Genomic DNA, 25,818 nt, shown 5'->3' with positions numbered 1-25,818 from the left:
CTCCTGCCCGTAGGTAAATGCTGCTGTTTAAAAAGACTGTTCTTCGGACGGTACCCCAGCATTGTCACCCGCGACTGCCGGGGACGGCTGGCGAACCTGCCTTCCCATGCTCCAACGGCGGGGCAAGGGTGGAGGTTCCCGTCTCAGCCGCCGTAGACGTGCGGGGCGAGAGTGCCGACGAAAGGCAGGTTCCGGTACTTCTCGGCATAGTCCAGGCCGTAGCCGACGACAAACTCGTTCGGAATGTCGAAGCCGACCCACTTCACGTCGAGCTGGACCTTGGCCGCCTCGGGCTTGCGCAGCAGCGTGCAGACGTTCAGGGACGCGGGCTCACGCGATCCGAGGTTCGACAGCAGCCAGGAGAGCGTCAGACCCGAGTCGATGATGTCCTCGACGATCAGGACGTGCTTGCCCTTGATGTCGGTGTCGAGGTCCTTGAGGATGCGGACCACGCCGGAGGACTGGGTGCCCGCGCCGTAGGACGAGACCGCCATCCAGTCCATCGTGACGGGGGTGGAGAGAGCGCGTGCCAGGTCCGCCATCACCATGACGGCGCCCTTGAGGACACCCACGATGAGCAGGTCCTTGCCCGCGTACTCCGCATCGATCTTCGCGGCCAGCTCGACCAGCTTCGCGTCGATTTCTTCCTTGGTGATGAGCACCGACTTGAGGTCGGTGCCCATGTCCTTCTCGTTCACCGGGGTCACTTTCGTAGTGCTTCAGCGCATCAGCCCTGCCGGATGACCAGTCTGCCACCCTGCCGCTGCGCCTCCACCCGGCCGGGGAGGTTGATGACGCCCTGCCCGCGCCAGCCTGTGATCAGCCGGTCCACCTCTTCGACGTGCCGCGCGAAGAGCGATCCGGGCGGCGAGCCCGCTGTGATGGCCGCCCGGCGCAGGACGCGGCGCCGTACGGCGGGCGGCAGGGCGTAGAGCTTGACGCACTCCAGCTGGCCGGATTCGTCCCGGACGGCCGCGTCCGCCTCGGCGGCCCAGTCGTCCAGGGCGTCGGCGTCGTCGCGGGAGAGCTGCGCGGTGCGGGCGAGGGCCTCGACGACGCCTTTGCCGAGCGCCTTCTCCAGGGCCGGCAGGCCGTCGTGGCGCAGTCGCGAGCGGGTGTACGCGGGGTCGGTGTTGTGCGGGTCGTCCCAGACGGGCAGCGACTGCACCATGCAGGCCTTGCGGGCGGTCTGCCGGTCGATCTGAAGGAAGGGCCTGCGGTAGCGCCCCGCGCCGGTCACGGCGGCCATGCCGGACAGCGAGCGGATGCCGGAGCCGCGGGCGAGGCCGAGGAGGACCGTCTCCGCCTGGTCGTCGCGCGTGTGGCCGAGCAGGACGGCGGCGGCGCCGTGGCGCTCGGCGGCGGCGTCCAGCGCGGCGTAGCGGGCGTCGCGGGCGGCCGCTTCGGGGCCGCCGCTGCGGCCGACGGTCACCGCGACGGCCTCGACGGGGTCCAGGCGCAGTGCGGTGAGGCGGTTGACGACCTCGGCGGCCCGCGTTTCGGAGCCTTCCTGGAGGCCGTGGTCGACCGTGACACCGCCGGCCCGGATGCCGAGCTTGGGCGCCTCGAAGGCGAGAGCGGAGGCGAGCGCCATGGAGTCGGCGCCGCCGGAGCACGCCACCAGCACGAGCGGCGGCGGCTCGTGCGGGGCCGCGCCGGGCACGGTGCCCGCTATGGCGCGCGGGGCGTTGTCGGTGATGTCGGTGAGTACGTCGTGGAGTACGCGGCGGACCGCCAGGCGTATCGCTGCGACCGCAGGATGGGGACCCATGTCCGGTGCCCTTCGGTGAAGTTGGGGGTGCCTCGGGAGGAGAAGCCAGTCACTCAGAGTGCGTCGATGGTGACAGAGCCGGGCCATTCCCCGAGCATTGCACGCCTACCCAGCGCCTACGGTCCCTCGGATGGGTGATTAGAGGGGCGTTCCCCTGCCGTCGGCCGCACCGGGATTTACGACTCCGCCTAACGGTGCACCCGTGCGACCCAGTCCGCCGGTTTGGCGATCTCCGCCTTGGTGGGGAGCGTGTTCGGGGAGGTCCAGACCCGGTTGAAGCCGTCCATTCCGACCTCCTCCACCACAGCTCGCACAAAACGCTCACCGTCACGGTACTGCCGGAGCTTGGCGTCCAGGCCGAGCAGCTTGCGCAGGGCCAGGTCCAGGCGGCTGGCGCCGCGGGCCCTGCGCTGCTGGAACTTCTCGCGGATCTCGGCGACGGAGGCCACCACGTCGGGTCCCACGCCGTCCATGACGAAGTCGGCGTGGCCTTCGAGCAGCGACATGACGGCGGTCAGGCGGCCGAGGATCTCGCGCTGGGCGGGGGTCTGGACGATCTCGACCAGGCTGCGGCCGCCGTCCTCGCCCGCCTCGCCCTCGGGGCGGCCGCCGACCAGCGACTGGGCCGCCTCGCGCAGACGCTCGAGCACGGTCATCGGGTCGACCTCGGTCTCGGCGAGGAACGACTGGATTTCGCCCTCCAGGTGGTCGCGCAGCCAGGGCACGGCCGTGAACTGGGTGCGGTGGGTCTCCTCGTGCAGGCAGACCCAGAGCCGGAAGTCGTGCGGGTCCACTTCCAGCTCACGCTCGACGTGGACGATGTTCGGGGCGACGAGCAGCAGCCGCCCGCCGCCGGTTCCGGAGGGGAGGTCGCGGGAGGGCGGGGCGAAGGTCTCGTACTGCCCGAGGACGCGCGAGGCGAGGAAGGACAGCAGCATGCCGACCTCGACGCCGGTCACCTTGCCGCCGACCGTGCCGAGCACGGCGCCGCCGGGCCCGGAGCCCCGGCGTTCCTGCATCTTGTCCAGGAGCGGGCGCAGGATCTCCCTGAATCCGGCGACGTTCGCCCTGATCCAGCCGGCCCGGTCGACCACGAGGACCGGGGTGTCCTGCGGCTCGTGCCCCTCGGGGATCATCCGCGTGAAGGCACGGACGTGCTCCTCCGCGGCCTTGGCGTGCCGGCGGAGCTCGGCGACGACGGCTCGCGCCTCGTCCCGGCTCACGTCGGGGCCCGGCCTCACCAGGCGGGTCGCGGTCGCCACCGCGAGGCTCCAGTCGACCATCTCCGCACCACCGATGCTCGTCATGCGTCAACCGTACGTTGTCGAACCGGCCCGCGGTGAGGTGTTGTCCTCCACCCGTACCCCTGAACTTCCCCGGGTTCAGCTGCGGCCCGGCCGTCCACCCGACGACTCGCAGCCGCAGTTGGCGATCGTGGAGGCCAGCCGGTCCAGGGCCGACTGGGCGGCGTCGGGGCCTGTGGTGCCGGAGGTGAGGAAGGCGAAGGAGAGGAGTCGGCCGTCCGCGTCGACGACCGTTCCGGCCAGCGTGTTCACGCCGCTGAGGGTTCCGGTCTTGGCGCGGACCATGCCCGTGCCGGGCGAGTCCTGGGTGTACCGGCCTTTCAGGGTGCCGCTGAAACCGGCCACCGGCAGGCCGGTCAGGACGGGCCGCAGCTCGGGGCGGGCCGGGTCGGCCGCGCGCGCGAGGAGGGCGGACAACAGGGCCGCGGACATGCTGTCGTCGCGGTCCAGGCCGCTGCCGTCCGCGAAACGGGCGCCGGACAGCGGCAGTTGCAGCTTCTTCAGCCGGGCCTCGACGGCCCTGCCCGCGCCTTCGAAACTGGCCGGCTCGTCCGAGGCGAGTGCCGTCTGGCGGGCGAGCGCCTCGGCGATGTCGTTGTCGCTGCTGGTGAGAGTGCGCTCGACGAGGGCGGACAGGGGCGCTGAGAGGACTCTGGCGACCGGTTCGGCGTCGTCGGGACCCTTGCCGGGTGCGGGGTCGCCCTTCCCATTGATGCCGCGTTCGCGCAGCATTTCCGCGAAGGCGCGGGCGGTGTCGCCGGCCGGGTCGGTGCTGCGCGGGGCGGGGCCGCTGCGGGAGCCGTCGAGCCGGCCCTCCTCCAGCATGAGCGGGCTGACGGGGCTGATGTTGTCGTTGGGGCCGATGGGGTGAAGGTCGGGGCCGGAGTACAGCGTGGTGTCGTACGAAAGCTCCGTCTCACCCACACCGCGGTCCCGCAGCGCCCGTACGGTGTCGTCGGCCAGGGAGGCCAGTGCGCCGCGGTCCAGCGTCGGGTCGCCGCCGCCGACGAGAACGATCTTCTTGCCGTCGGGGGCCGCGGTGACGGTGGTGGGGATGCGGTGGTCGGAGCCGAGGGCCGAGAGCGCGGCGACCGATGTCGCGATCTTGATGGTGGAGGCCGGAATCATCCCGTCCTTGTCACCTTGGCCGTAGACCTGCGCGCCGGTCGCGGTGTCGATCACGGACGCCGTACGCAGCGTGCCGAGCGCCGGGTCGCGCAGCAATGGGTCCAGGGCGTCCGCGAGGCCGCTCTCGGCGGGCGGCGGCACGGGAACACCGAGCGCGGCGAGCACGCCGGGTGCCCTGGGGGCGGGCGCCGGGACGCCGCGCGCCGGTGACTCGTGATGTGCGCCACCCGTACGGTCCTGGGAGGCGGCCCACGCCCGCTCGGCCTTACGCTGACCGGAGTCCCAGGGGCCGGCCGCGGCCACCGCACCGGCGGAGAGGGCGAGACCGGCCACGGCCGCGATCGTCGCGAGCTGCCAAGTTTTGCGCTCCGGCACCTCGGACCAGCCCCTTTCGCGATCACACACCTGCGTGAGGGACACTTAACCACTGCGTGTTGCCGGGAGCATGACTCCCCGGCTCGTCCGGCCTACCGAACCGGCCGGCGGTCCGGGGTGGCCCCCGGAAGGACGCAGCGCCACCCGGAGTATGTGCTGATCATGGAGGAACCACCCGTGGAGTTCGACGTCACCATCGAGATTCCGAAGGGTTCGCGGAACAAGTACGAGGTGGACCACGAGACCGGCCGGATCCGCCTGGACCGTCGACTCTTCACTTCCACGAGCTACCCGGCGGACTACGGCTTCGTCGAGAACACCCTCGGCGAGGACGGCGACCCGCTGGACGCGCTCGTTCTGCTGGACGAGCCCACTTTCCCCGGCTGTGTCATCAAGTGCCGCGCGATCGGCATGTTCCGGATGACGGACGAGGCCGGCGGCGACGACAAGCTGCTGTGCGTCCCGGCGTCGGACCCGCGGGTGGAGCACCTGCGCGACATCCACCACGTGTCGGAGTTCGACCGCCTGGAGATCCAGCACTTCTTCGAGGTCTACAAGGACCTGGAGCCCGGCAAGTCCGTAGAGGGCGCCGACTGGGTCGGCCGCACCGAGGCCGAGGCCGAGGTCGAGGCCTCGTACAAGCGCCTGCAGGCCCAGGGCGGCAGCCACTGACGAGCCCCTGGGCTTACCTGACATCACGGCGGGCGGTGCACCCCAATGGGGGTGCACCGCCCGCCGCGTGTTGAGCGGCGCGCGAGGGGAAGGTGTCCGTCCGCATACTGGGCATGTCTGGCCATGGCTTGGGCATGCGGACGTACGGGATCAAGGAATCGAAGCGAGGCAGGTAGTGGCGGAGCCGAAACGCGGCGGCAGCGGGGCTGACCACGAGAGCCCCGAGGATCGCAAGCCGCAGTCGGACGAGGCGCGCAGCGCCTTCACTCCGCCGGCCGGAGTGGAACAGCCGGAACCTCCCGAGGAGGACAGCCCGACCTCCGAGTTCGCGCTTCCCGAGGGGACGACCACGGGCGAGCACCCTGTCCCTCCGGAGGTGTCGGCCTTCGACACCCCGAGCACCTACAGCGCCCGCAACGCGCCGCCGGCCTTCACCCCGGCGCACGGCATGCCCATGGTCCGGCTGACCAAGGAGGCGCCTTGGCAGGACCGGATGCGTACGCTGCTGCGCATGCCGGTCGGCGACCGGCCGGTGCCGGAGCCGGTGCAGCGGCACGACGAGGCCGGGCCCGCCGTACCGCGCGTGCTTGACCTGACACTGCGTATCGGCGAGCTGCTGCTCGCGGGCGGCGAGGGCGCCGAGGACGTCGAGGCGGCGATGTTCGGCGTGAGCCGGGCGTACGGGCTCGACCGCTGCGAGCCGAACGTGACCTTCACGCTGCTGTCGATCTCGTACCAGCCGTCGCTGGTCGAGGACCCGGTCACGGCGAGCAGGACCGTACGCCGACGGGGCACCGACTACACCCGGCTGGCTGCGGTCTACCACCTCATCGACGACATCACGTCGCCGGACACCGACGTCACGCTGGAGGAGGCGTACCGCACGCTCGCGGAGATGCGGCGTAACCGTCACCCGTACCCGGGCTGGGCGCTGACGGGAGCCAGCGGGCTGCTGGCCGGTGCGGCCTCCGTGCTGGTCGGCGGTGGACCGGTGGTGTTCCTCGCCGCCGCGATCGGGGCGATGCTCGGTGACCGGCTGGCGTGGCTGTGCGCGGGGCGCGGGCTGCCGGAGTTCTACCAGTTCCTGGTGGCGGCGATGCCTCCCGCCGCCATAGGCGTGGCGCTCACACTGGCGCCCACGACGACCATGTGGGACGTGCGGCCCTCCGCCGTGATCACCGGTGGACTGTTCGCCCTGCTGCCGGGGCGGGCCCTGGTCGCGGGCGTGCAGGACGGTCTGACCGGTTACTACATCACCGCGTCGGCGCGGCTGCTCGAAGTCATGTACTTCTTCATCGCGATCGTCATCGGTGTGCTGGTCGTGCTCTATCTGGGCGTGCAGCTCGACGCCGAGATGCACGCGGCGACGGCGCTGGAGACCGTCGAGCGGCCGGTGACCCAGATCCTGGCGTCGATGCTGCTCTGTTTCGCCTTCGCGATCCTGCTCCAGCAGGAACGGAACACCGTGCTGATGGTGACGCTGAACGGCGGAGTGGCCTGGATCGTGTTCGGCGCGATGCACGACGTCGGCGAGATCTCCGCGGTGGCCTCGACAGCCGTCGCGGCCGGTCTGGTCGGACTCTTCGGGCAGCTGTTCTCGCGCTACCAGTACGCGTCGGCGCTGCCGTACGTCACGGCGGCGATCGGTCCGCTGCTGCCCGGTTCGTCGACGTACTTCGGACTGCTGGGCATCGCGCAGAACGACCTGAACCAGGGGCTCGCGTCCCTGTCCACAGCGGCGGCCCTGTCGCTGGCCATCGCCATCGGGGTGAATCTGGGTGGCGAGATCTCCCGGCTGTTCCTGAAGGTGCCCGGCGCGGGCCGTGGGGCCAGCCGCCGCGCGGCCAAGCGGACGCGCGGCTTCTAGAGCCGGAGGTCTCCGGGCCGGGGCCCGGGGCCTCCTGGCGCCGCTCCGGGGTCAGCGCTTGGCGTGACGGCCGCGCGAGGACGGGGGGGTGCCGTCGGCCCGGTCGCCCTCGGCGGCCGAGGTCTTCTTGTTCTTGCTGCGGGCGCGCAGGTACTCGATGGCGATCGGGACGACCGACATCAGGACGATGAGGATCAGGATCGCTTCGATGTTCTTGTGGACGAATTCGATCTTGCCGAGCGAGGCGCCGAGCAGGGTCACGCCCGCGCCCCAGAGCACACCACCGATGATGTTGAACGTGATGAACGAGCGGTAGTTCATCCTGCTCACGCCGGCGATGATCGGCGTGAAGGTGCGGACGATCGGTACGAAGCGGGCCAGGACCAGCGACTTGGGGCCGTACTTCTCGAAGAAGTCGTGGGCCTTCTCGACGTTCTCCTGCTTGAAGAGCCTGGAGTCCGGGCGCTTGAAGAGGGCAGGTCCGACCTTGCGGCCGAAGAGATAACCGACCTGATCGCCGATGATCGCCGCGAGGCAGACCAGGGTGCAGACCAGCCACAGTGGGGTGTCCAGCGCGCCCGTGGTCACCAGCAGGCCGGTGGTGAACAGCAGTGAGTCGCCCGGCAGGAAGAAGCCGATGAGCAGCCCGGACTCGGCGAAGACGATGACCAGCAGGCCGATCAGCCCGAACTGCTCCAGCAGATAGTCCGGATCCAGCCAGGTCGGTCCGAGCGCAAGCGTATTCACGGGTACCGGGCTCCAGGGTGGGATCGTCTGCGGGTGTGCTGCCCAAAGCTATCAACGCCGGGTGGGTGCTCCTGGTTCCAGTAGGCCCCAGGGGATGCGCGGGGGACGGACTGCGGCAAAGCTGTTCGCCAGGAGGTGGATGCGGATGGGCATCGATGAATACGGCGGCGGGCAGGGCGCGCAGTCCGATGTGCTGGTGGTCACCACGAACGACGCACCCGGCTACCGGGTGGACCGCGTGATCGGAGAGGTCTTCGGTCTGACGGTGCGCTCACGGCACCTGGGCAGCCAGATCGGCGCCGGGCTGAAGTCGATGATCGGCGGCGAGCTCAAGGGGCTCACCAAGACGCTGGTGGAGACCCGCAACCAGGCGATGGAGCGGCTCGTCGAGCAGGCCAGGGCGCGCGGCGCCAACGGCGTGCTGATGATGCGTTTCGACGTGGCCGACGCGGCCGACGTGGGGACCGAGGTGTGCGCGTACGGCACTGCGGTCGTTCTCACCAAGGAGTGACGGCGGGCACGGGTACGGCTCCGGGGCGCCTCCGGGGCCGTACTGCTCGCGCCGTGCGGGGCGGCGGGCGCTACGCGTGGCGGGCGGCGTTGGCCAGGATCGCCTCGCGCAGGTAGGCGGCCAGGCCGGGTTTCGCCGCGTCGATGGACGTGGTGAAGCGCTCGTCGGCGACGTACATCTCGGCGAGGCAGACGTGCATGTCGTAACCGCAGTCGTAGTGATTGCGGCAGATCAGTGCGCGGTGCTCCTCGGCGAGGTCCATGGCCCGGACCGAGTCCGGCGCGGCGCCGGCCTCCATGGCGGCGACCAGGCCGGCGGTGTTCTCCTCGCCCTCCGCCTTGATCCGCAGCCAGTCCTCCTTGGTGTACGACGCGGACCTGCGCTGCGACTCCTTGTACGCCTCGCTGTTGCCCCAGCGCTGCTCGGCCTCCTCGGCGTACTGCTCGGGATCGTGGTCGCCGAAGACCTCGAACTTCTCTTCCGGGGTGAGGTTGATGCCCATCTTCCGTGCCTCCAAGGCGGTTTCGACGGCGGCGGCCATCTCCTGCAGCTTCGCGATACGGCCGGACAGCAGCTCGTGCTGGCGCCGCAGATGCTCCTGCGGGTCCACGTCCGGGTCGTCGAGAAGGGCCGCCACCTCGTCGAGCGGGAAGCCGAGCTCCCGGTAGAACAGGATCTGCTGCAGCCGGTCGAGGTCGGCGTCGTCATAGCGCCGATGGCCCGCGTGGCTGCGGCCGCCGGGGGAGAGCAGCCCGATCTCGTCGTAGTGGTGCAGCGTGCGCACCGTCACTCCGGCGAATCCGGCGACCTGTCCGACGGAGTAGCTCATCGCTTTCCGCTCCTTCTTCCTTCTTTCTCGGTACGCCCTCAGCCTGAGCCCTCACGCCACGTGAGGTGCAAGCCCCATTCCCTGGAGCGTTATGTCCGCTTATCGACCCTTATGGTGAGCGCATGGGACTTCACCGAGGCCGTACGGGTCAGGACAGTCAGCAGCGCAGCAAGCTCGCCCTGAACCCCTTCTACGGCACAGCCGACCCGGTCGGCGACATGGAAGCCGCCCCTCCCCGGCACCGGCTGCCCGACGGGCCGATGGCGCCCGCGACGGCGTATCAGCTCGTGCACGACGAGCTGATGCTCGACGGCAATTCCCGGCTCAATCTCGCCACCTTCGTCACCACCTGGATGGAGCCGCAGGCGGGCGAGCTGATGGGCGAGTGCCGGGACAAGAACATGATCGACAAGGACGAGTACCCGCGCACCGCCGAGCTGGAGCGGCGCTGCGTCGCCATGCTCGCCGACCTCTGGCACGCGCCGGACCCGGCGGCGGCCGTGGGCTGCTCGACGACGGGGTCCAGTGAGGCCTGCATGCTCGCCGGGATGGCGCTCAAGCGCCGCTGGGCCAAGAAGAACCCCGACCGCTATCCGGGCCGGGCCAGGCCCAACCTGGTGATGGGCGTGAACGTCCAGGTCTGCTGGGAGAAGTTCTGCAACTTCTGGGAGGTCGAGGCGCGTCAAGTGCCCATGGAGGGAGACCGCTTCCACCTCGACCCACAGGCGGCGGCAGCACTCTGCGACGAGAACACCATCGGTGTGGTGGCCGTGCTCGGCTCCACCTTCGACGGCTCGTACGAGCCGGTCGCCGAGATCTGCGCGGCCCTGGACGACCTTCAGGAGCGCACGGGTCTCGATGTCCCGGTGCATGTGGACGGGGCGTCCGGCGCGATGGTCGCTCCCTTCGTCGACGAGGACGTGGTCTGGGACTTCCGGCTGCCGAGGGTGGCCTCCATCAACACCTCGGGGCACAAGTACGGCCTGGTCTATCCCGGGGTCGGTTGGGCGCTGTGGCCCTCGGCCGCCGAGCTCCCGGAGGAACTGGTCTTCCGGGTCAACTACCTGGGCGGCGACATGCCGACCTTCGCCCTCAACTTCTCCCGGCCCGGCGCACAGGTGGTCGCGCAGTACTACACCTTCCTGCGGCTCGGCCGGGAGGGGTACCGGGCCGTGCAGCAGGCGTCGCGAGACGTGGCGCGGGGGCTCGCGGAGCGGATCGAGGCGACGGGCGACTTCCGCCTCCTCTCGCGGGGCGACGAGTTGCCGGTGTTCGCCTTCACCACGGCCCCCGACGTGCGGAACTTCGATGTCTTCGACGTGTCCCGGCGGTTGCGGGAGCGGGGCTGGCTCGTGCCGGCGTACACCTTTCCCGAGAACCGGGAGGATCTCGCCGTCCTGCGGGTCGTCTGCCGCAACGGCTTCTCCGCGGATCTGGCCGAGCTGCTGGTGGAGAGCCTCGAGGAGCTGCTCCCCGAGCTGCGCGCACAGTCTCACCCGGCGACCCGGGACGCGTCGGCCGCGACGTCGTTCCACCACTGAGCGGGTCACCCGCTCAGTCGTCGCAGGCGCCGAGCATGAAGGTGGTCCAGCGCACGCCGTCGGTGGATATGCCGTACTCACAGGAGTCGCGTGCCTGTAGCCGGCCCAGAGGGATCGTGGAGGCGTAGCCGAGGGCGGGGCCGCCGGTCACGGGGCGGAAGGTGCGGCCGCCGTCCGGGCTGGTGTAGTCGCCGCGCTCCCCGTGCAACAGCAGGGTGTCGCCCGCCCCCGGGACCAGCACGCCCAGCAGCGTGCGCGGTTCGCGGGTCGCGCCCGCCTTCCACGTCCGCTCCCAGGTACGGCCGCCGTCCCTGCTGCGGTGGATGGCCCGAACCGGATTCTTGACCGGCTCACCGGCCGGCAGCTCGCCCAGCTCCGCCGCGTAGACCACGCCGTCGCCCACCGAGACCCGCACGCCCCAACCGGGCTTCCTCAGCGGCCTGTCCAGCCGGCTCGCCGTCCATGTCCGGCCCGCGTCACGGGACACCGCGAGCGCCGGCTCGCCGCTCCGCGGGTCCTCCCCGGAGACCCACCACGAGCCGTCGGGCTCGGCGTACGGCGCCGGATGCAGCTGACCGGCAAGCGGCGGCCGCGACTTCAGTTCGCGCAGCCTGCCGTCGGCGGGGGACATCACCAGGAGCTGGTCCTGCGCGCACGCGCCCCCGTCGGGGGCCGTCGGATACCCGCACAGCGTCGACAGCGCGGCGCCCCGGGGGATCGAGCGCGCCGACCCCGCGCGCTTCACGTCACGCGCCTGCCAGGAGAGCCCGCCGTCCGCCGTGAACCACGTACGGTGCCGGTCGTCCCCCACCGCCTCGTGAAGCCACGCCCGGCCGGAGCCGAGCACCCTCAGGTCCGCCGACACCCCGCCCGTACCGGACGGGTCGTGCAGCGGAGACCTCCGCAGCCGCCACTGCGACGCGCCCTTGTCCAGCACCGCCACGTACTGACGACAGAACCCGTTCCCGGGCCGCTCCACGTCCGCCACGCACTTCGCGAGCAGGACGAACCCGCTGCCGTCCGCCGCGAGCCCCACCATGTGCGCCGAGCCCGGCAGGTCGGGGGCGGACGGCACCTCCGGCGCCGGTGGCCGTGACGCCCCAGCCGTGCACCCCGCCGACAGCAGCGCCAGTACGAAGAGGACAGCGCCCGTCAGCGCCCCGCCCGAAGTGAACCGCTTGCTCATCGAAGCCCCCGGTCTCGCGGTCTGCGGTCCCGCCATGGACCGCTTCTGCTTCTGGTACACCGCAGACCGCGACCGGGTTCCCCTTCTCAGCCCGTCAGTTTCAGTGGCTCAGCCGCCCGAACCGCCGTACCGCCAGCGGAAGGAACACCGCCACAAGCACCACCGGCCACACCACCGCCAGCAGCCCCGCGTGTTCGGCGGGCCAGGAGCTTCCGGCCACCGCCGTGTTGCCGAAGAGGTCCCGTACGGCCGTGGCCGTCGCCGACAGGGGGTTCCAGGCGACGACCGCGCCGAGCCAGTCCGGCATCGAGTACGGCGTCGCGAAGGCGTTGGACAGGAAGCCGACCGGCCAGACGAGGATCTGCACCGCCTGGACCATCTCCGGCTTGCCCGCGACCATCGCCAGCTGGATGCCGATCCACAGCATCGCGAAGCGCAGCAGCAGCAACAGCCCGATCGCGCCCAGGAATCCGAGCAGGCCGCCGTGCCAGCGCCAGCCGATCGCACAGCCGACGGCGATCATGACCACCAGGCCGGCCGCCGACTGGAGCATGTCCGCGACCGAGCGCCCCACCAGCACCGCCCCCGAGGTCATCGGCATCGAGCGGAACCGGTCGATCACCCCCTTGTTGAGGTCCTGGGTGACCGCGAGCATCGTCGACTCCAGGCCGAAGGCCATGGTCAGCGCCAGCATGCCGGGCACCAGGAAGTCGACGTAATTCCCCGGCACCCCCTTGCCGCCGCCGATCAGGAACCCGAACATCATCAGCAGCATCACCGGGAACACCAGGCCGACGACGACCTGGACCGGCTGCCGCCCCCACCGGGCGAGTTCGCGCCGCGTCATGGTCCAGGAATCGGCGACCGCCCAGCCGACCGCACCCGCGCTCATACCGCGACCTCCGCGGTCTCGGATCCGGTCCCCTTCGTGAGGTGCAGGAACACCTCGTCGAGCGTCGGCCTGCGCAGCGCGATGTCCTCCGCCTCGATCCCGGCCGCCTCCAGCGCCCGTACGGTCCCGGTCAGCGCCGCCATCCGGTCCACCACCGGCACGCTGATCCGACGCCGGTCAGCGTCCTCCTCCGCGTCCGGCCCCATCAGCGCCGCAGCCGCGCCCAGTTGGCGTACGTCGTGCAGCACCACGTCGATCCGGTCACCGCCGACCTTGCCCTTCAGCTCGTCCGGTGTGCCCTCGGCGACGGCCCTGCCCCGGTCGACCACCGTGATCCGGTCGGCCAGTTGGTCGGCCTCCTCCAGATACTGCGTAGTGAGCAGTACGGTCGTGCCTCCCCCGACCAGCGACCGCACCGCGCCCCACACCTCCGCGCGCCCGCGCGGGTCGAGCCCGGTCGTCGGCTCGTCCAGAAACAGCACGTGGGGATCGGTGATGAGCGAGGCCGCCAGGTCGAGCCGCCGCCGCATGCCTCCGCTGTACTGCCCGACCGCCTTGCGCCCCGTGTCCGCGAGCCCGAACCGCTCGAGGAGCTCGTCGGCCCGCGCGCCCGCCCGGCGCGTTCCCAGGTGGTACAGCCGGCCGAACATCTCCAGGTTCTGCCGCCCGCCCAGCTCCTCGTCCACCGCCGCGTGCTGCCCGAGCAGCCCGATCCGCCGCCGCACCTCGCCGGCCTGCGACCGTACGTCGTACCCGGCGATCTCCACCCGTCCCGCGTCGTGCCGCAGGAGCGTCGCCAGGATCCGCACGATCGTGGTCTTGCCCGCGCCGTTGGGCCCCAGAACGCCGTGCACCGTGCCGCGTCCCACCACCAGGTCGAGCCCGTCCAGAGCCCGCTTCTCCCCGTACCGCTTCTGTGCTCCTTCGACGACGACCACCGCGTCGACGTCGGCGTGAGCATGAGCGTCAGCCAATGCCATCCCTCTCCTCGGACCGCGTAGTCAAACTTGACTACTAGCTCAAAGGTAGACTCGCGCCTCCCATTCGTCAAACTTGATTAGCTGGCGTACGGGTTCTCCTGCCCGTCCGCCAGCACCCCCACGAACGGCTCCCCGCCCTCGCCGGCGAAGGTGTACGCCCCACCCTCGATCCGCGCGATGAGGCCGCGCGTCCACTCGGCCCCCGCGTCCGACGAGTGGACCCACATGTTCATGATCTCGCCGATGTGACCGATCGACTCGGGCCCTTCCTCCGGCGTGTAGTACTCGGTGACGGCCGAGCGCCACTCCTCCAGCCCCCGCACCCGCTTCCTCAGCAGCTCGACCGCCTCGGTCCGCTCCAGGTCGACGATGAAGCCGATCCCCGCCGACAGCACGTCCATCTTCTCGTCGTACGCCGTCAGGGCCTCGCGGAGCAGCGCGAAGTACTCCTCGGTGCCCTTGTCCGTGACCTCGTACTCGGTCCTGGGCGGCCCGCCGGCCGTACTCGGCGCGATCTCATGGGCGCGCAGCAGCCCTTGCTTGGCCATCTGCTTCAGCGCGTGATAGATCGACCCGGGCTTGGCGTTGGACCACTCGTGGGCGCCCCAGAATTCCAGGTCGTTGCGTACTTGATAGCCGTGCGCGCGCCCGTGCTGACGGACGGCGCCGAGGACCAGCAGCCTGATCGCTGACATCGCCGCACCCTTCTACTCAACTTTGATTAGAGAGTAGCGGGTGCGACCGAGGACAGAACGGGCGGCTCAGCCCCGGCTCGGCCCCGGCTCAGTCCCGGCTCAGCCCCAGGTCTCGCCGCGCTCCAGGGCCACCAGCTCGAACGCCGTCCTGCCGTCCAGGCTCTCGCGGATGATGTCGGCGTGGCCGGAGTGCCGGGACATCTCTGTGATCAGCCGGAGCAGCAGCCAGCGCATCGACACGCGCTCCGAGTCGGGGAACCACGGCTCGTCGGGCAGCGGGAAGGTGTCGTCGAGGCCGGGCGCCGAGCGGATGAACTCCTCGGTCTGCCGCGCGACCTTCTCCCAGTACGCCAGTCGGCTCTCAACCGTCTCGCCCCCCACCAGCCGGAAGCTCTCGTCCCAGTTCTCCTCGGACCGCTGAACTTCCGGCGCGACCTGCTTCGCCCGGGCCAGCCAGCCCTGCTCGGCCTCGGAGACGTGCTTGAGGAGCCCGGACAGCGACAGTTCGCTCGCGCTCGGCCGGGTGGCCGCCTGCTCGTCCGTCAGGCCGAGCAGCGCCCTGCGGATGCCGCCGCGCTCGGCGTCCAGGAAGGCCAGGAGCGCGCCGCGCTCGTCACCGGGGGCCTCAGCGTTCACGTGCACGACCATGATGTCCGCCTCTTGTCGTCGTCGAACTGACAAGAACCAACGTACGAGCCCTTGCGGACAGCTTCTGTCCGCAACGACGAAGGGTCGGAACGGAATCAGAACGGAAAGTGCGTCCGGCCGTGCTGGACCGAGATCCACTTCTGCGTGGTGAAGGCCTCCACCGCCGAGTCCCCGTTGAGCCGCCCGATCCCCGAGAACTTCTCGCCGCCGAAGGCCACCTGCGGCTCGTCCTGGACGGTCGAGTCGTTGATGTGGATCATCCCGGTCTCGACGCGCTTCGCGAAGCGCACGCCCCGCTCGAGGTTCCCCGTGTGGACCGCGCCGCTCAGCCCGTACTGGCTGTCGTTGGCGATCCGTACGGCCTCTTCCTCGCCGTCGAAGGGGATCAGCAGCACCACAGGGCCGAAGATCTCCTGCTCGAGGATCCGGGAGTCGGCCGGCAGCCCGTTCAGTACGGTCGGCTCGACGAGGTTGCCGCGCGTAGACCCTCGTACGAGCGCCGTGGCGCCCTCCTCGAGCGCCTGCTCCACGAGCGCCGTCAGGGAGTCCGCCTGGAAGGTGTTGATGACCGGGCCGATATGGGTTCTGGAGTCGGCCGGGTCGCCGGTCACCAGGGACCGCACCTTCGCCACGAACTTCTCCGTGAACTCCGCCTCGACCGACCGGTCCACCAGGATGCGGTTGGCGGCCATGCAGACCTGGCCCTGGTAGACGAAACGGCTGAAGACCGCCGCGTCGACCGCGTAGTCGATGTCCGCGTCGTCCAGGACGACCAGCGCGCTGTTGCCGCTCAGTTCGAGCACCGCGCGCTTGAAGTGGCTCGCGGCGACGGCGGCGACGTGCCGCCCCACCTTGTCGGAGCCCGCGAAGGAGATCACCTTCGGCACCCGGTGCTCTATGAGCGCGTCGCCGACCTCCGCGATGTCGGTGACCAGCACGTTCAGCAGGCCGGCGGGCAGCCCGGCGTCTTCGAAGATCTTGGCTATGAGGCCGCCGCCGACCACGGGCGTGTTCTGGTTCGGCTTGATCACGACGGCGTTGCCCAGCGCCAGCGCGGGGGCGACCGACTTGAGCGTGACAAGGAAGGGGAAGTTGAAGGGGCTGATGACCCCGACCACGCCGACCGGCAGCCGGTAGACGCGGTTCTCCTTGCCCTCCACGGGCGACGGCAGGATCCGCCCCTCGGGGCGCACCGCGGTCTGCATCGCCTCGCGCAGGAACTCCTTGGCGAGATGGACCTCGTACGCCGCCTTCAGCCGCGTACCGCCGAGCTCGTCGATGATCGCCTCGGTGATCTCGTCCTCGCGGTCCTGCGTGATCCGCAGAGCGCGTTCGAGGACGTCCCGGCGCCGGTAGGCGCTCGACGCGGCCCAGGCCGGCTGCGCGCGCTCGGCGGCCAGATACGCCTCGTCGACCTCGTCCACCGAGGCGACCGTGATCGCGGCGAGCTTCTCCCCGTTGTACGGGTTGAAGTCGATGATGTCCCACGAGCCGCTGCCGGTCCGCCACTCGCCGTCGATGTACTGGTGGGCCAGGTCGGTGAAGAAGGACATGCGATCCCCTACTGCAAGGTGTGCAGGTGCAGACTCCTGATAAAACGTCATCCTACTGGCTGGTTATGTGAGTTGGAGTAGACCACGGAGCACGTCCCTCGTCTCCGCGGCACTCGGGCTGTCCTTCTGGAGCCGCTCCATCACCCGCTGGTACTGCGCCACTTCCTCGCGCTTGTCCAGGTAGAGCGCGCTGGTGAGCTGCTCCAGGTAGACGAGGTCGGAGAGGTCCGACTCGGGGAACTGCAGCATCGTGAACGCGCCGCTCTCACCCGCGTGGCCGCCGAAGCTGAACGGCATGACCTGGAGCGTGATGTTCGGCTGCTCGGAGACCTCTATGAGGTGCTGCAACTGGCTCCGCATCACGGCCCGGTCGCCGTACGGGCGGCGCAGCGCGGCCTCGTCCAGTACGGCGTGGAAGTGCGGCGCCCGCTCGGACACGAGCACTTTCTGACGCTCCAGGCGCAGGGCCACCCGGCGGTCGATCTCGGCCGCGCTCGCGTGCGGCATGCCGCGGGAGACGACAGCGTGGGCGTAGCTCTCCGTCTGCAACAGTCCGTGAACGAACTGGACTTCGTAAATCCGGATGAGGGAGGCGGCACCCTCCAGCCCGATGTACGTCTGGAACCAGCCGGGCAGCACATCGCCGTAACCGTGCCACCAGCCCGCCACATTGGCCTCCCGCGCCAGGCTCAGCAGCGACTCGCGCTCCGCCTGGTCCGTGACGCCGTAGAGCGTCAGCAGGTCCTCGACGTCCCTGGCCTTGAAGCTCACCCGTCCCAACTCCATGCGGCTGATCTTCGATTCGGATGCGCGGATCGAGTAGCCGGCCGCTTCGCGGGTGACCCCACGCGACTCACGCAGCCGCCTGAGCTGGGATCCCAACAGGATGCGCCGCACCACAGAGCCGCTCGACTCACCTGCGGTCACTTCTCCAGCCCTCCCCAGTCCGACAGTTCACTTGCGGAGCGACCTCCCCCAGGTGCCCGAGAGCCGCAGTCTGCCATTAAAACGCTTCAGCCCGTACTCATCCGATTACGGAAATAGCAAGAGCTGTACAAGTCACCAAAAGAGATCCCCGGAAGAAATGAGCAAGAAACGGCACGGGTTCGGACAGGTCCGGCGCGTGCACGTGCATCTGCCCTTGCATCTGCCGTGCGCATTCGGAACCATGGTCGGCGCGCACCTGCATGCTCTTTCGTGCTGACGCCGTACTACCGCCGCATCGCTACCGCTGTATCGCAACGACCGCGAATCCCGGGAGTGCCTCGCATGGGGACGAATGGATCGACCATGCTCGAGCCGTTAAGGCAGGGGCTTCCACCCGTCGACCCCGCAGCGGTCTCCAGCTCGGCGTCCTGCGCGCTGCCCCCCAGGCACGAAGCGGTGCGCGGAGCCCGCCAGTTCACCAAGGCGACGCTGGCCCAGTGGGAGCTCGGCGAGTGCTTCGACGATGTGGCCCTGGTCGTCTCCGAGCTCGTCACCAACGCGCTGCGGCACGCCCTGCCGGCCGACACACCGCGCCCGGACCGGCAGGACCCTCCAGTACGGCTGCATCTGATGCACTGGACCTCGCGTCTGGTGTGCGCGGTGCGCGACCCCAGCCACGAGAGCCCCGTGACGCGTGAGACGGACGACTTCTCCGCCGAGTCCGGACGTGGCTTGTTTCTGGTGGATTCGTTCAGCGACAGCTGGGGATGGCACCCGCTCGCCGGGACACTGAGCGGCAAGGTCGTGTGGGCGCTGTTCCGGATAGGCGCCGAGCAGAAGTAACAGGCGGTGACGGGACGAGGCGGAGCAGGGCGGCGGACCGGCTGATTCCGGTCAGCCTCCGGCTATCAGGTGGTCGAACTCGCCGTCCTTGATGCCGAGCAGCATCGCCTGGATCTCGGCAGGCGTGTAGACCAGTGCGGGCCCGTCCGGGTGCCGCGAATTGCGGACCGCCACATTCCCGCCCGGCAATTTGGCAAACTCCACACAGGACCCCTGTGAGTTGCTGTGCCTGCTCTTCTGCCAGACCACCCCGTGAAGCTCTGTGGCCGCCATGCCGTTGTACGCGTGGTGCACAGGTCGCTCCCGGAAAGTGCAGATGTCAACTGCCCCGGATCATAGCTTTGTTCACTTGCCGATGCATGGGCAGATGCACGTGCACGCGGGGTGCTCCCTCGGTTACAGAACCCGGGCTCAGCGCGAGGAGTAGGGCAACAGGGCCATCTCCCTGGCGTTCTTGACGGCCCGGGTGAGCTGTCGCTGCTGCTGGGCCGAGACCCTTGTCACACGACGGCTGCGGATCTTCCCGCGATCCGAAATGAATTTCCGCAGGAGATCGGTGTCCTTGTAGTCAATGTACGTAATCTTCGCCTCGTCCAGCGGATTGGGGCGGGACTTGAGGGGCTTACGAGGATCTTTACCTCGGGACAGGCGGGACATCAGGCCTCCAGAAGGGAATCAAAAGCGGGCGGCAGGAGCTTCCACGCATCACGCCCCGCCGCGTATTCGGCATCGGTCAGCAAGCAGGATTCGAGGAGCTCTTCGAGCCCGTCGCGGTCGAGTCCCGGTGAAGTGAAGACCAGGTGCTGGCAGCAGTCCCCGTGCTCGGGGTGCCAGTCGAGCGCGGCCGCCGCCCTGCGTACGGGCGGGACCATCTCCCACGCGGCGTCGGGCAGCGACGCCAGCCACGGCCCCGCGCTCTCCACGCACAGCGCGCCGCCTGCCGCGTCCCACGCCATCAGCGTGTCCGGGCGGTCCGCGAGCCAGAAGCGGCCGCGGCTGCGGGCGGCCGCGCAGGTCAGATCCTCCAGCGCCGCGTACAGCCGCTCCGGGTGGAAGGGGCGGCTGCGGTGCCACACCAGCGTGCCGACTCCCTTGTCGTCCGCGTCCTGCGGCAGCAGCGCGCAGGCCGGGTGCTGGCGGGCCGCCGCCGCCTCGATGTCGAAGCCCGCGAAGGCCGCCTCGGCCAGCTCGCCGGAGTCGGCCCGCACCCGGCGGGCCGTCGGATGCAGCTGGGCGAGCAGCGCCTCGTCCTGCTCGTCCGCCTCCTCGCTGTCCACCACGGCGAGGACCGGGGCGTACTCCAGCTGGCGCGCCCAGGTGTCGGCGACCGTGCGCCGGTCGGTCGCGGCCGCCGCCAGCCCGGCCTCCGCCAGGTCGTCGCCGCAGCCGAGACAGGGCAGGAGCAGCGCCGGATCGACGGCCGTCATGACGGCCGTCAGGTCCAGCACGTCCCCGCCGTGCGCGACGACGACCTCGGCCATCGCTTTGGGCTCGACGGAGTCCCACAGCTCGACTACGGCGAGGCGGGTGAGCCCGCTGCCGGCCAGCCGCTCCAGCTCGGGCACGAGGTCCTCGCGCAGCGCGCAGCACGCACAGTCGTTGACCAGCGGCGCGTCGCCCGACGCGCTCTCGCCGAGGGCGTCGCGGACGGTACGGCGTACCGTCCCCTCGGCCGCGGTCGAAAGGTCGTGATGCAGAGCGACGCTGCCGGGGACCCGGCGCAGGAGCTGCTCGACAACCTCTTTGCGGGCCTCGGAGTGCAGCCCGCCGACGATGACGACGGGCAGCTTCCCCTTGTCACTCACTACTTCGCTCCGTAGCGGCGCTCGAAGCGCTCCACTCGGCCCGCCGTGTCCAGTACACGCGCCGTGCCCGTGTAGAAGGGGTGGCTCTGCGAGGAGATCTCGACGTCGACGACGGGGTACGTACGGCCGTCCTCCCACTCCACCGTCTTGTCGCCGGTCATGGTGGAACGGGTGAGGAACGCGAAGCCGCCGGCCTTGTCGCGGAAGACGACGGGGCCGTACGGCGGGTGGATTCCGGGCTTCATGAGGCGATGCCCCCTTCTGGTGTGGCTTCTGGTCCGGTCGGGCGGTGGTGGCCGGTCAGCGCTCTTCGCGGAAGTCGACGTGCCGGCGGACGACCGGGTCGAACTTGCGCAGCGTCATGCGGTCGGGGTCGTTGCGGCGGTTCTTGCGGGTCACGTACGTGTAGCCGGTCCCCGCCGTGGACCTGAGCTTGATGATCGGGCGGACTTCGTTGCGTGCCATGTGGTTAGTATATGGAAATGGTTCCCATTTTCAAAGAGGAGGGATCGACCTTGTCCGCCCACTGTCAGCTGACCGGCGCCCAGCCGGGATTCGGCAACAACATCTCCCACTCGCACCGGCGCACCTCGCGCCGCTTCGACCCGAACATCCAGCGCAAGCGCTACTGGCTGGCGAGTGAGGGCCGCCATGTGCGGCTCGTGCTCAGCGCCAGGGCGATCAAGACCGTCGACCTGATCGGCGTCGAGGCGGCCGTGGCCCGCATCCGCGCGCGGGGAGTGAAGGTCTGATGGCGAAGAAGAGCAAGATCGCACGCAATGAACGGCGCAAGGCCGTCGTCGAGCGGTACGCCGTCCGGCGGGCGGAGTTGAAGGAGATCCTCCGCAAGCCCGGAACGGGCGAGACGCAACGGGCGGCCGCGCTGGAGGAGTTGCGCCGCCAGCCGCGCGACGCGAGCGCCACGCGCGTACGCAACCGCGACAGCGTGGACGGCCGGCCCCGGGGCCACCTCCGGAAGTTCGGGCTCTCCAGGGTGCGGATGCGGGAACAGGCGCATGCCGGTTTCCTCCCCGGAGTGCGCAAGTCCTCCTGGTAGCTTGGCGCGCTCTGACCCACCGAATCTGGGGAGTGCGGAGTGCGTGAGTACCTGCGTACCACCGTCGCGGCGGCGGCCGTCGCGGCCACCCTCGTCCTGACCGGCTGCAGCGGCGACAGCGGCGGCGGCACGGGCGGCGACAAGGGCAAGGACAAGGGCGGAAACAACACCGGCACCGGGCAGAGCAGCACCCCGCCCGGCGAGGACCAGGGGGCGTCGGCGGACGTCTCCGGGTCCTGGCTGGCGACGACCGACGGGAAGATCGTCGCGCTGATCATCCAGGGTTCCGACGCGGCTGTCGCCGGTCAGCACGTCTGCTCCGGCACGGTTGCCAGGAAGGACAAGGTGACACTGGAGCTGAAGTGCCCCGACGGCAACGCCGACCGTACGACCGGGGTGGTCACCCCGGGCTCCGGCGGTGACTCGATCACCGTGAAGTGGGGAAGCGGGATCGAGGACCGCTTCAAGAAGTCGGCCGCCGGCGAGAAGCTGCCGGACGGGATTCCCACCGACATGCCGAAGATTCCGGGATCCTGACGGCCCGTCGGCTCGCAGGTTCACGGCTACGCGCGGGCCGCGGTTCCCTCACGGGGCCGCGGCCCCTCGTCGTCCAGCGCCCGTGACAGGTCCTCCAGGGCCTCCAGGAGCATGGCGGCGCCCGTGCGTACGACGCGGTCCGGGACGCCCTCGCCGTCCCGGGCCGCCAGCCGGGCGGTCTCCGTCAGGGCCCGGAGCCAGCTCATGGGCGTGAGCGTACGGGGGGAGGCTGAAGTGGGCCGGTTCGTGCGGGTGCATGCCGGTTCCGGCCGACGCCGCGGGGGTGTGCCGCAGCATGCCCGCGCCGTGGGTCCGGGCGGGGGCGTGCCGCTCCGGGGGCGGCGTTCGGCACTGCATGATGTAGGTGGTTCGGCGGCCCTGCGGCTACGGAAGGGGCGGGTGGCTCAGCCCGTCACGCCCGGTCGGGGGCGCATGCTGACCTGGTCGGCGGCGGCCGTGCCGTGCTCCCAGCCCGCGTGGTCGCTGACCCCGCGCACCCGCGTCGACGTCGTCTCCGGAAACATGCGCTCCGCCCGGTCCTCCACCGCCACGTCCCGCGCCGCCAGGACCGGCAGCAGCGAGCCGTCCGTCTCCTCCGTGACGTGTTCCGTCGCCTCGGACAGGCGGTGGCCCACCCGGCTCGCGTACGCCGTCAGGAACGCCTGGCGGAACGCCTTCGTGCGCTTGCGGCCGCCCGCGCGCTGCGCCGCCTCCGCCCGGGTCATCGCCGCCGTGCCCTGGACCAGGAGCGAGGTGTAGAGCAGCTCGACGGCGTCCAGGTCCGGTTCGAAGCCCACGACCGTGGAGAAACCGAGGCCGCTGTTCCACACCGCGCGGCAGCGGTTCGCCGAGGCTGCGGCGTCGAGGAGGATCGCCTTGGCCGTCTCGTACGGTGCGTCGACACCGATCCGGCACGCCGTCGGTACGTCGCCGGTGTGCCCCTGCGCGGCGAGCAGCGCGGCATCGATGCTGTGGCGGGCCATCAGCTCCTGCGCCTTGGCGGTGAGGGCTTCCGCCTCGTCCGGGTAGTCGGTCGCCTCCGCCTTGGCCAGCAGCGCCCGGATGCGGGTGAGCATGCGCGGCTCGTCGGCGGTGGGCGTGTGCGGGCGTACGTGCACGGGATCACCCGGGGGCGGGCCGACCGGCTCGATCGCGGGCACGCGGATCAGGAGGCGGAAGAGTTCGAGGAGCGCCGTGGCGAGTGAGAAGCGGTCCGTCCTCTCGCGGGCCGCGAGCTCGTCGGCGTACCTCTCGTCGCTGCCCCACCAGGTCCGGCTCGCTTCCAGGTCGCGCAGCTGCGCCTCCCAGCGCGGCGCCGTTCTGGCGTATCTGCGGTTCTCGGCGGCGATCAGGTCGGTCGCCAGGCGCACGTGGCGGTCGTCGAGGTCGCGGCGGACGATGCGGACCACGTCGGCGGGCTGCCAGCCCCGCTCCCAGGCACGGCGTACGAACTCCTCGCCCCGGCGGAGCAGCTCGCGCCCCGCCCCGGGCCAGGGCGCGGCGGCGATCAGCGAGGCGCCGAGGTCCAGGCCCGCGTCACCTTCGGCGTACACCGCTGCCGATACCGCCTTCTCCACCTGCTCCATGCCGTCGATGGTGTCATGGGGGGCTTCGGGCGTAGGGCCAGGCATACCCCAGGAGTCGGTTCAGCGGTCGTGCCCGGCGGGCGCCCGGCCGGAAGGCTGGGCACATGATCACACCGGCCGTGCGGCTCACCGCACTCCACAGGGCGTACGGCGGGGTCAAAGCCCTCGACGGGCTCGACATCGACTTCGCGAGCGGGACCTTCACCGCCGTCATGGGGCCCTCGGGCTCCGGAAAATCGACGCTCTGCGGTGCGCCGCCGGGCTCGACCGGCCCACCTCCGGGACGGTCACCGTCGGCGGAACCGAGCTGAGCGGGCTGAGCGAGCGCGCGCTGACGCTGCTGCGGCGGGACCGGATCGTGTACGTCGCCTTCTGGACCGGGCTGCTGGTCGCGCTCGTCGGGGCATGGGCCGCGTCGTGGCGGGCCGGGCGGGTGGGTCCGGCGGAGAGAAGGGGCGGACCGGGGCAGGCCCTGCAGGCACCCGCAGGCCTCAGAGCAGACACGGCGGCGCAGCCCCAAGGGCGTTGTCAGTGCCGGGTGTCAGACTCGCACCCATGAGCGATCGCTGGGCCGTGACCGCGACGGACGGGGGTGGGGCGCTGCTCGTGCCGCTGGGGCGGGACGGGCGGCCGGCCGGTGACGTGCTCAAGGAGCCCGACCTCGCGGCGGCGGTCGGCTCCAGGCCCGGGGTCGGCCGGTGGGTGTGGCGGTCCACCGCCGAGATCTACCCCCGGCTGCTCGCGGCCGGCGTCCGCGTCGAGCGGTGTTACGACATCGAGGACGCCGAGTCACTCCTCCTCGGCCACGAGGGGCGCCACGGCGAGCCTCACTCGGCCGCGGCCGCCTGGGCCCGGCTGCACAACCGGCCCGTACCGCCGGACCCGCCCCAGCGCGCCGCCGAGCCCGGATCGCAGTCGTCGCTCTTCGAACCGCAACCGGTCCCGGTGCCGTTCGAAGACCTGCTGGAGGTGTACGCCGATCAACAGCGCCGCCACGGGACGGCGGAGCACCCCGACCGGATGCGGCTGCTGACGGCCGCCGAGTCGGCGGGGATGCTCGTGGCCGCCGAGATGAACGGAACGGGGCTGCCGTGGCGGGCGGACGTGCACCGGGCGGTGCTGGACGAGCTGCTCGGCGAGCGGTACGCGGGCGGCGGCGACCCGCGCCGCATGGCGGAGCTGACGGACGAGATCTCGGCGGCGTTCGGGCGGCGTGTACGGCCCGAGCTGCCCGCCGATGTGATCAAGGCCTTCGCGCAGGCCGGGATCAAGGTGAAGACCACCCGCCGGTGGGAGCTGGAGGAGGTCGATCATCCGGCGGTGGAGCCGCTCATCGCGTACAAGAAGCTGTACCGGATCTACACGGCGCACGGCTGGGGCTGGCTCCAGGACTGGGTACGCGCCGGCCGGTTCAGACCCCAGTACCTGCCCGGCGGCACGATCACCGGGCGGTGGGTCACCAACGGCGGCGGCGCCCTCCAGATCCCGAAGGTGATCCGGCGGGCGGTGATCGCCGACGAAGGGTGGCGGCTCGTGGTCGCCGACGCGGACCAGATGGAGCCCCGCGTCCTCGCCGCGATCTCACGCGATCCGGGGCTGATGGAGGTGGCGGGACAGCCCGGCGACCTCTACAAGGCGGTGTCGGACCGGGCGTTCGCCGGTGACCGCGACATGGCGAAGCTCGCCGTGCTCGGCGCGGTGTACGGGCAGACCTCCGGGGACGGCCTGAAGAACCTCGCGGCGCTGCGAAGACGCTTCCCGCGTGCCGTCGCGTACGTGGACGACGCGGCGCGCGCGGGCGAGGAGATGCGGCTCGTACGGACGTGGCTCGGACGCACCTGCCCGCCGGCGGCGGGGGCCGGCGACGACGGGGAGGCCGGGATCCCGCAGGAGGAGGCCCAGCCGGTGGCGGCAGCGGCGCGCGACGGGGAGTTCACGCCGGGGTACGCGTCGACGAACGCCCGCGCACGCGGCCGCTTCACCCGCAACTTCGTGGTGCAGGGCAGCGCCGCGGACTGGGCGCTGCTGATGATGGCGGCCCTGCGGCAAAGCCTGAAGGCCGCGGGGCTCCGGGCGGAACTGGTGTTCTTCCAGCACGACGAGGTGATCGTGCACTGCCCCGCCGAGGAGGCGCGGACCGTCGCGGAGGCGATCCGTGCGGCAGGTGATCTGGCCGGGCGGGTCGCCTTCGGGGTGACGCCGGTGCGCTTCCCCTTCACCACGGCGGTCGTGGAGTGCTACGCCGACGCGAAGTGACATCCGGGCGCCCCGGCCGTACTCACCCTGCCTACGCCCCGCCCGAATGACCCGCCCGAATGACCCGCCCGTACGCCCCGCCCGTTCGCCCCGCCCGTTCGCCCCGCC

Annotated in this window: 30 protein-coding genes; 10 read left to right on the top strand and 20 right to left on the bottom strand. The window is 70.7% G+C overall.

Annotated features, from left to right (window positions below):
* Nucleotides 1–143: 143 nt before the first annotated feature.
* The 4 genes from hpt to dacB all read right to left on the bottom strand — a co-directional run bounded on the left by hpt (nt 144) and on the right by dacB (nt 4,578).
* On the bottom strand, nt 144–683 hold the full coding sequence (gene hpt / locus ACWIHY_RS22005; protein ID WP_069930539.1) for a hypoxanthine phosphoribosyltransferase: 540 nt from the start codon (nt 681–683) through the stop codon (nt 144–146).
* Nucleotides 684–727: 44 nt separating this feature from the next.
* Nucleotides 728–1,771 carry a tRNA lysidine(34) synthetase TilS gene (tilS, locus tag ACWIHY_RS22000; protein ID WP_454377353.1) on the bottom strand — a complete coding sequence of 348 codons (1,044 nt, stop codon included), beginning with the start codon at nt 1,769–1,771 and terminating at the stop codon, nt 728–730.
* Between the two features lie 188 nt (nt 1,772–1,959).
* Entirely contained in the window at nt 1,960–3,078 is a 1,119-nt protein-coding gene (locus ACWIHY_RS21995; protein ID WP_454377352.1) for a zinc-dependent metalloprotease, read from the bottom strand.
* A gap of 75 nt (nt 3,079–3,153) precedes the next feature.
* Nucleotides 3,154–4,578, bottom strand: a complete 1,425-nt coding sequence (gene dacB, locus ACWIHY_RS21990; protein WP_454377351.1) for a D-alanyl-D-alanine carboxypeptidase/D-alanyl-D-alanine endopeptidase — start codon at nt 4,576–4,578, stop codon at nt 3,154–3,156.
* A 177-nt stretch (nt 4,579–4,755) separates the two neighbouring features.
* Between dacB and ACWIHY_RS21985 the strand changes: the two genes are divergently transcribed.
* Entirely contained in the window at nt 4,756–5,250 is a 495-nt protein-coding gene (locus tag ACWIHY_RS21985) for an inorganic diphosphatase (protein WP_069930540.1), read from the top strand.
* A 175-nt stretch (nt 5,251–5,425) separates the two neighbouring features.
* A complete protein-coding gene (locus tag ACWIHY_RS21980; RefSeq protein WP_454377350.1) occupies nt 5,426–7,117 on the top strand; it encodes a threonine/serine ThrE exporter family protein in 1,692 nt (563 codons plus the stop codon).
* 51 nt (nt 7,118–7,168) lie between these two features.
* On the opposite strand, the gene ACWIHY_RS21975 is transcribed toward ACWIHY_RS21980, so the two are convergent.
* Nucleotides 7,169–7,864, bottom strand: coding sequence for a DedA family protein (locus ACWIHY_RS21975; protein ID WP_454377349.1), 696 nt, complete (start codon nt 7,862–7,864; stop codon nt 7,169–7,171).
* 145 nt (nt 7,865–8,009) lie between these two features.
* On the opposite strand from ACWIHY_RS21975, the gene ACWIHY_RS21970 reads away from it, so the two are divergent.
* Nucleotides 8,010–8,375 (top strand): YbjQ family protein, encoded by a 366-nt coding sequence (locus ACWIHY_RS21970; RefSeq protein ID WP_454377348.1) that lies wholly within the window; start codon nt 8,010–8,012, stop codon nt 8,373–8,375.
* Between the two features lie 70 nt (nt 8,376–8,445).
* Here the strand turns inward: ACWIHY_RS21970 and ACWIHY_RS21965 are convergent, their stop codons facing one another.
* Nucleotides 8,446–9,204: a MerR family transcriptional regulator gene (locus ACWIHY_RS21965; RefSeq protein ID WP_454377347.1), complete on the bottom strand. Its 759-nt coding sequence runs from the start codon at nt 9,202–9,204 to the stop codon at nt 8,446–8,448.
* A gap of 122 nt (nt 9,205–9,326) precedes the next feature.
* Here ACWIHY_RS21965 and ACWIHY_RS21960 point away from each other — a divergent pair, with 122 nt between their 5' ends.
* Nucleotides 9,327–10,745 (top strand): glutamate decarboxylase, encoded by a 1,419-nt coding sequence (locus tag ACWIHY_RS21960; protein WP_454377346.1) that lies wholly within the window; start codon nt 9,327–9,329, stop codon nt 10,743–10,745.
* Between the two features lie 13 nt (nt 10,746–10,758).
* Here ACWIHY_RS21960 and ACWIHY_RS21955 read toward each other — a convergent pair whose 3' ends face one another.
* The 7 genes from ACWIHY_RS21955 to ACWIHY_RS21925 form a co-directional block, all read right to left on the bottom strand.
* Entirely contained in the window at nt 10,759–11,931 is a 1,173-nt protein-coding gene (locus ACWIHY_RS21955) for a WD40/YVTN/BNR-like repeat-containing protein (RefSeq protein ID WP_454377345.1), read from the bottom strand.
* A 100-nt stretch (nt 11,932–12,031) separates the two neighbouring features.
* The gene (locus ACWIHY_RS21950; RefSeq protein ID WP_454377344.1) at nt 12,032–12,823 is read right to left on the bottom strand and encodes an ABC transporter permease; all 792 of its coding nucleotides are present in this window, start codon (nt 12,821–12,823) and stop codon (nt 12,032–12,034) included.
* Nucleotides 12,820–13,797 carry an ATP-binding cassette domain-containing protein gene (locus tag ACWIHY_RS21945; RefSeq protein ID WP_454377343.1) on the bottom strand — a complete coding sequence of 326 codons (978 nt, stop codon included), beginning with the start codon at nt 13,795–13,797 and terminating at the stop codon, nt 12,820–12,822. The genes ACWIHY_RS21950 and ACWIHY_RS21945 overlap by 4 nt, the downstream gene beginning before the upstream one ends.
* A gap of 83 nt (nt 13,798–13,880) precedes the next feature.
* Nucleotides 13,881–14,498: a PadR family transcriptional regulator gene (locus ACWIHY_RS21940; RefSeq protein WP_454377342.1), complete on the bottom strand. Its 618-nt coding sequence runs from the start codon at nt 14,496–14,498 to the stop codon at nt 13,881–13,883.
* Nucleotides 14,499–14,597: 99 nt separating this feature from the next.
* Nucleotides 14,598–15,146 carry a DinB family protein gene (locus tag ACWIHY_RS21935; RefSeq protein WP_454377341.1) on the bottom strand — a complete coding sequence of 183 codons (549 nt, stop codon included), beginning with the start codon at nt 15,144–15,146 and terminating at the stop codon, nt 14,598–14,600.
* A gap of 95 nt (nt 15,147–15,241) precedes the next feature.
* Nucleotides 15,242–16,699: an aldehyde dehydrogenase family protein gene (locus ACWIHY_RS21930; protein WP_454377340.1), complete on the bottom strand. Its 1,458-nt coding sequence runs from the start codon at nt 16,697–16,699 to the stop codon at nt 15,242–15,244.
* A 63-nt stretch (nt 16,700–16,762) separates the two neighbouring features.
* Nucleotides 16,763–17,626, bottom strand: coding sequence for a helix-turn-helix domain-containing protein (locus ACWIHY_RS21925; RefSeq protein ID WP_454377339.1), 864 nt, complete (start codon nt 17,624–17,626; stop codon nt 16,763–16,765).
* Between the two features lie 342 nt (nt 17,627–17,968).
* Between ACWIHY_RS21925 and ACWIHY_RS21920 the strand changes: the two genes are divergently transcribed.
* Nucleotides 17,969–18,469: an ATP-binding protein gene (locus ACWIHY_RS21920; protein ID WP_454377338.1), complete on the top strand. Its 501-nt coding sequence runs from the start codon at nt 17,969–17,971 to the stop codon at nt 18,467–18,469.
* Nucleotides 18,470–18,520: 51 nt separating this feature from the next.
* Here the strand turns inward: ACWIHY_RS21920 and ACWIHY_RS21915 are convergent, their stop codons facing one another.
* The 5 genes from ACWIHY_RS21915 to rpmG all read right to left on the bottom strand — a co-directional run bounded on the left by ACWIHY_RS21915 (nt 18,521) and on the right by rpmG (nt 20,739).
* Nucleotides 18,521–18,763 carry a DUF397 domain-containing protein gene (locus ACWIHY_RS21915; RefSeq protein ID WP_454377337.1) on the bottom strand — a complete coding sequence of 81 codons (243 nt, stop codon included), beginning with the start codon at nt 18,761–18,763 and terminating at the stop codon, nt 18,521–18,523.
* Nucleotides 18,764–18,880: 117 nt separating this feature from the next.
* Nucleotides 18,881–19,117, bottom strand: a complete 237-nt coding sequence (rpsR, locus tag ACWIHY_RS21910) for a 30S ribosomal protein S18 (protein ID WP_454377415.1) — start codon at nt 19,115–19,117, stop codon at nt 18,881–18,883.
* Nucleotides 19,118–19,125: 8 nt separating this feature from the next.
* Nucleotides 19,126–20,274: a CobW family GTP-binding protein gene (locus ACWIHY_RS21905; protein WP_454377336.1), complete on the bottom strand. Its 1,149-nt coding sequence runs from the start codon at nt 20,272–20,274 to the stop codon at nt 19,126–19,128.
* Nucleotides 20,274–20,519 carry a type B 50S ribosomal protein L31 gene (locus ACWIHY_RS21900; RefSeq protein ID WP_454377335.1) on the bottom strand — a complete coding sequence of 82 codons (246 nt, stop codon included), beginning with the start codon at nt 20,517–20,519 and terminating at the stop codon, nt 20,274–20,276. The genes ACWIHY_RS21905 and ACWIHY_RS21900 overlap by 1 nt, the downstream gene beginning before the upstream one ends.
* 55 nt (nt 20,520–20,574) lie before the next feature.
* Nucleotides 20,575–20,739, bottom strand: a complete 165-nt coding sequence (gene rpmG, locus ACWIHY_RS21895) for a 50S ribosomal protein L33 (protein WP_138898864.1) — start codon at nt 20,737–20,739, stop codon at nt 20,575–20,577.
* Between the two features lie 50 nt (nt 20,740–20,789).
* On the opposite strand from rpmG, the gene rpmB reads away from it, so the two are divergent.
* From rpmB to ACWIHY_RS21880, 3 genes are read left to right on the top strand one after another with little or no spacing between them, the layout of a single operon-like run.
* A complete protein-coding gene (rpmB, locus tag ACWIHY_RS21890; RefSeq protein WP_214973879.1) occupies nt 20,790–21,026 on the top strand; it encodes a 50S ribosomal protein L28 in 237 nt (78 codons plus the stop codon).
* Complete coding sequence (gene rpsN, locus ACWIHY_RS21885) at nt 21,026–21,331, top strand: 30S ribosomal protein S14 (protein WP_454377334.1); 306 nt, start codon at nt 21,026–21,028, stop codon at nt 21,329–21,331. The genes rpmB and rpsN overlap by 1 nt, the downstream gene beginning before the upstream one ends.
* Before the next feature lie 39 nt (nt 21,332–21,370).
* Complete coding sequence (locus ACWIHY_RS21880; RefSeq protein WP_454377333.1) at nt 21,371–21,868, top strand: hypothetical protein; 498 nt, start codon at nt 21,371–21,373, stop codon at nt 21,866–21,868.
* Between the two features lie 26 nt (nt 21,869–21,894).
* Here the strand turns inward: ACWIHY_RS21880 and ACWIHY_RS21875 are convergent, their stop codons facing one another.
* Together ACWIHY_RS21875 and ACWIHY_RS21870 are read right to left on the bottom strand one after the other, a co-directional pair.
* Nucleotides 21,895–22,074, bottom strand: a complete 180-nt coding sequence (locus ACWIHY_RS21875) for a hypothetical protein (RefSeq protein WP_454377332.1) — start codon at nt 22,072–22,074, stop codon at nt 21,895–21,897.
* A gap of 198 nt (nt 22,075–22,272) precedes the next feature.
* The gene (locus tag ACWIHY_RS21870) at nt 22,273–23,454 is read right to left on the bottom strand and encodes a DUF2786 domain-containing protein (protein ID WP_454377331.1); all 1,182 of its coding nucleotides are present in this window, start codon (nt 23,452–23,454) and stop codon (nt 22,273–22,275) included.
* A gap of 104 nt (nt 23,455–23,558) precedes the next feature.
* Between ACWIHY_RS21870 and ACWIHY_RS21865 the strand changes: the two genes are divergently transcribed.
* Entirely contained in the window at nt 23,559–23,765 is a 207-nt protein-coding gene (locus ACWIHY_RS21865; RefSeq protein ID WP_454377330.1) for an ATP-binding cassette domain-containing protein, read from the top strand.
* A 244-nt stretch (nt 23,766–24,009) separates the two neighbouring features.
* Nucleotides 24,010–25,710, top strand: coding sequence for a bifunctional 3'-5' exonuclease/DNA polymerase (locus ACWIHY_RS21860; RefSeq protein WP_454377329.1), 1,701 nt, complete (start codon nt 24,010–24,012; stop codon nt 25,708–25,710).
* The last annotated feature ends 108 nt before the right edge of the window (nt 25,711–25,818 follow it).

Source organism: Streptomyces sp. NPDC055287, from assembly GCF_053646035.1.
The sequence above is the reverse complement of the archived record's forward strand: the minus strand, read 5'-3'. Positions and strand labels throughout refer to the sequence as shown.

What these genes read in the sequence shown, in the direction of transcription:
- ACWIHY_RS21940 (WP_454377342.1), bottom strand. Translation starts at nt 14,498, where the DNA reads ATGTCAGCGATCAGGCTGCTGGTCCTCGGCGCCGTCCGTCAGCACGGG.
- rpsN (WP_454377334.1), top strand. Translation starts at nt 21,026, where the DNA reads ATGGCGAAGAAGAGCAAGATCGCACGCAATGAACGGCGCAAGGCCGTC.
- rpmG (WP_138898864.1), bottom strand. Translation starts at nt 20,739, where the DNA reads ATGGCACGCAACGAAGTCCGCCCGATCATCAAGCTCAGGTCCACGGCG.
- ACWIHY_RS21860 (WP_454377329.1), top strand. Translation starts at nt 24,010, where the DNA reads ATGAGCGATCGCTGGGCCGTGACCGCGACGGACGGGGGTGGGGCGCTG.
- ACWIHY_RS21960 (WP_454377346.1), top strand. Translation starts at nt 9,327, where the DNA reads ATGGGACTTCACCGAGGCCGTACGGGTCAGGACAGTCAGCAGCGCAGC.
- ACWIHY_RS21865 (WP_454377330.1), top strand. Translation starts at nt 23,559, where the DNA reads ATGATCACACCGGCCGTGCGGCTCACCGCACTCCACAGGGCGTACGGC.
- ACWIHY_RS21965 (WP_454377347.1), bottom strand. Translation starts at nt 9,204, where the DNA reads ATGAGCTACTCCGTCGGACAGGTCGCCGGATTCGCCGGAGTGACGGTG.
- ACWIHY_RS21900 (WP_454377335.1), bottom strand. Translation starts at nt 20,519, where the DNA reads ATGAAGCCCGGAATCCACCCGCCGTACGGCCCCGTCGTCTTCCGCGAC.
- ACWIHY_RS21995 (WP_454377352.1), bottom strand. Translation starts at nt 3,078, where the DNA reads ATGACGAGCATCGGTGGTGCGGAGATGGTCGACTGGAGCCTCGCGGTG.
- ACWIHY_RS21955 (WP_454377345.1), bottom strand. Translation starts at nt 11,931, where the DNA reads ATGAGCAAGCGGTTCACTTCGGGCGGGGCGCTGACGGGCGCTGTCCTC.
- ACWIHY_RS21920 (WP_454377338.1), top strand. Translation starts at nt 17,969, where the DNA reads ATGGGGACGAATGGATCGACCATGCTCGAGCCGTTAAGGCAGGGGCTT.
- tilS (WP_454377353.1), bottom strand. Translation starts at nt 1,771, where the DNA reads ATGGGTCCCCATCCTGCGGTCGCAGCGATACGCCTGGCGGTCCGCCGC.
- ACWIHY_RS21950 (WP_454377344.1), bottom strand. Translation starts at nt 12,823, where the DNA reads ATGAGCGCGGGTGCGGTCGGCTGGGCGGTCGCCGATTCCTGGACCATG.
- ACWIHY_RS21930 (WP_454377340.1), bottom strand. Translation starts at nt 16,699, where the DNA reads ATGTCCTTCTTCACCGACCTGGCCCACCAGTACATCGACGGCGAGTGG.
- ACWIHY_RS21875 (WP_454377332.1), bottom strand. Translation starts at nt 22,074, where the DNA reads ATGAGCTGGCTCCGGGCCCTGACGGAGACCGCCCGGCTGGCGGCCCGG.
- hpt (WP_069930539.1), bottom strand. Translation starts at nt 683, where the DNA reads ATGGGCACCGACCTCAAGTCGGTGCTCATCACCAAGGAAGAAATCGAC.
- ACWIHY_RS21870 (WP_454377331.1), bottom strand. Translation starts at nt 23,454, where the DNA reads ATGGAGCAGGTGGAGAAGGCGGTATCGGCAGCGGTGTACGCCGAAGGT.
- ACWIHY_RS21970 (WP_454377348.1), top strand. Translation starts at nt 8,010, where the DNA reads ATGGGCATCGATGAATACGGCGGCGGGCAGGGCGCGCAGTCCGATGTG.
- ACWIHY_RS21935 (WP_454377341.1), bottom strand. Translation starts at nt 15,146, where the DNA reads ATGGTCGTGCACGTGAACGCTGAGGCCCCCGGTGACGAGCGCGGCGCG.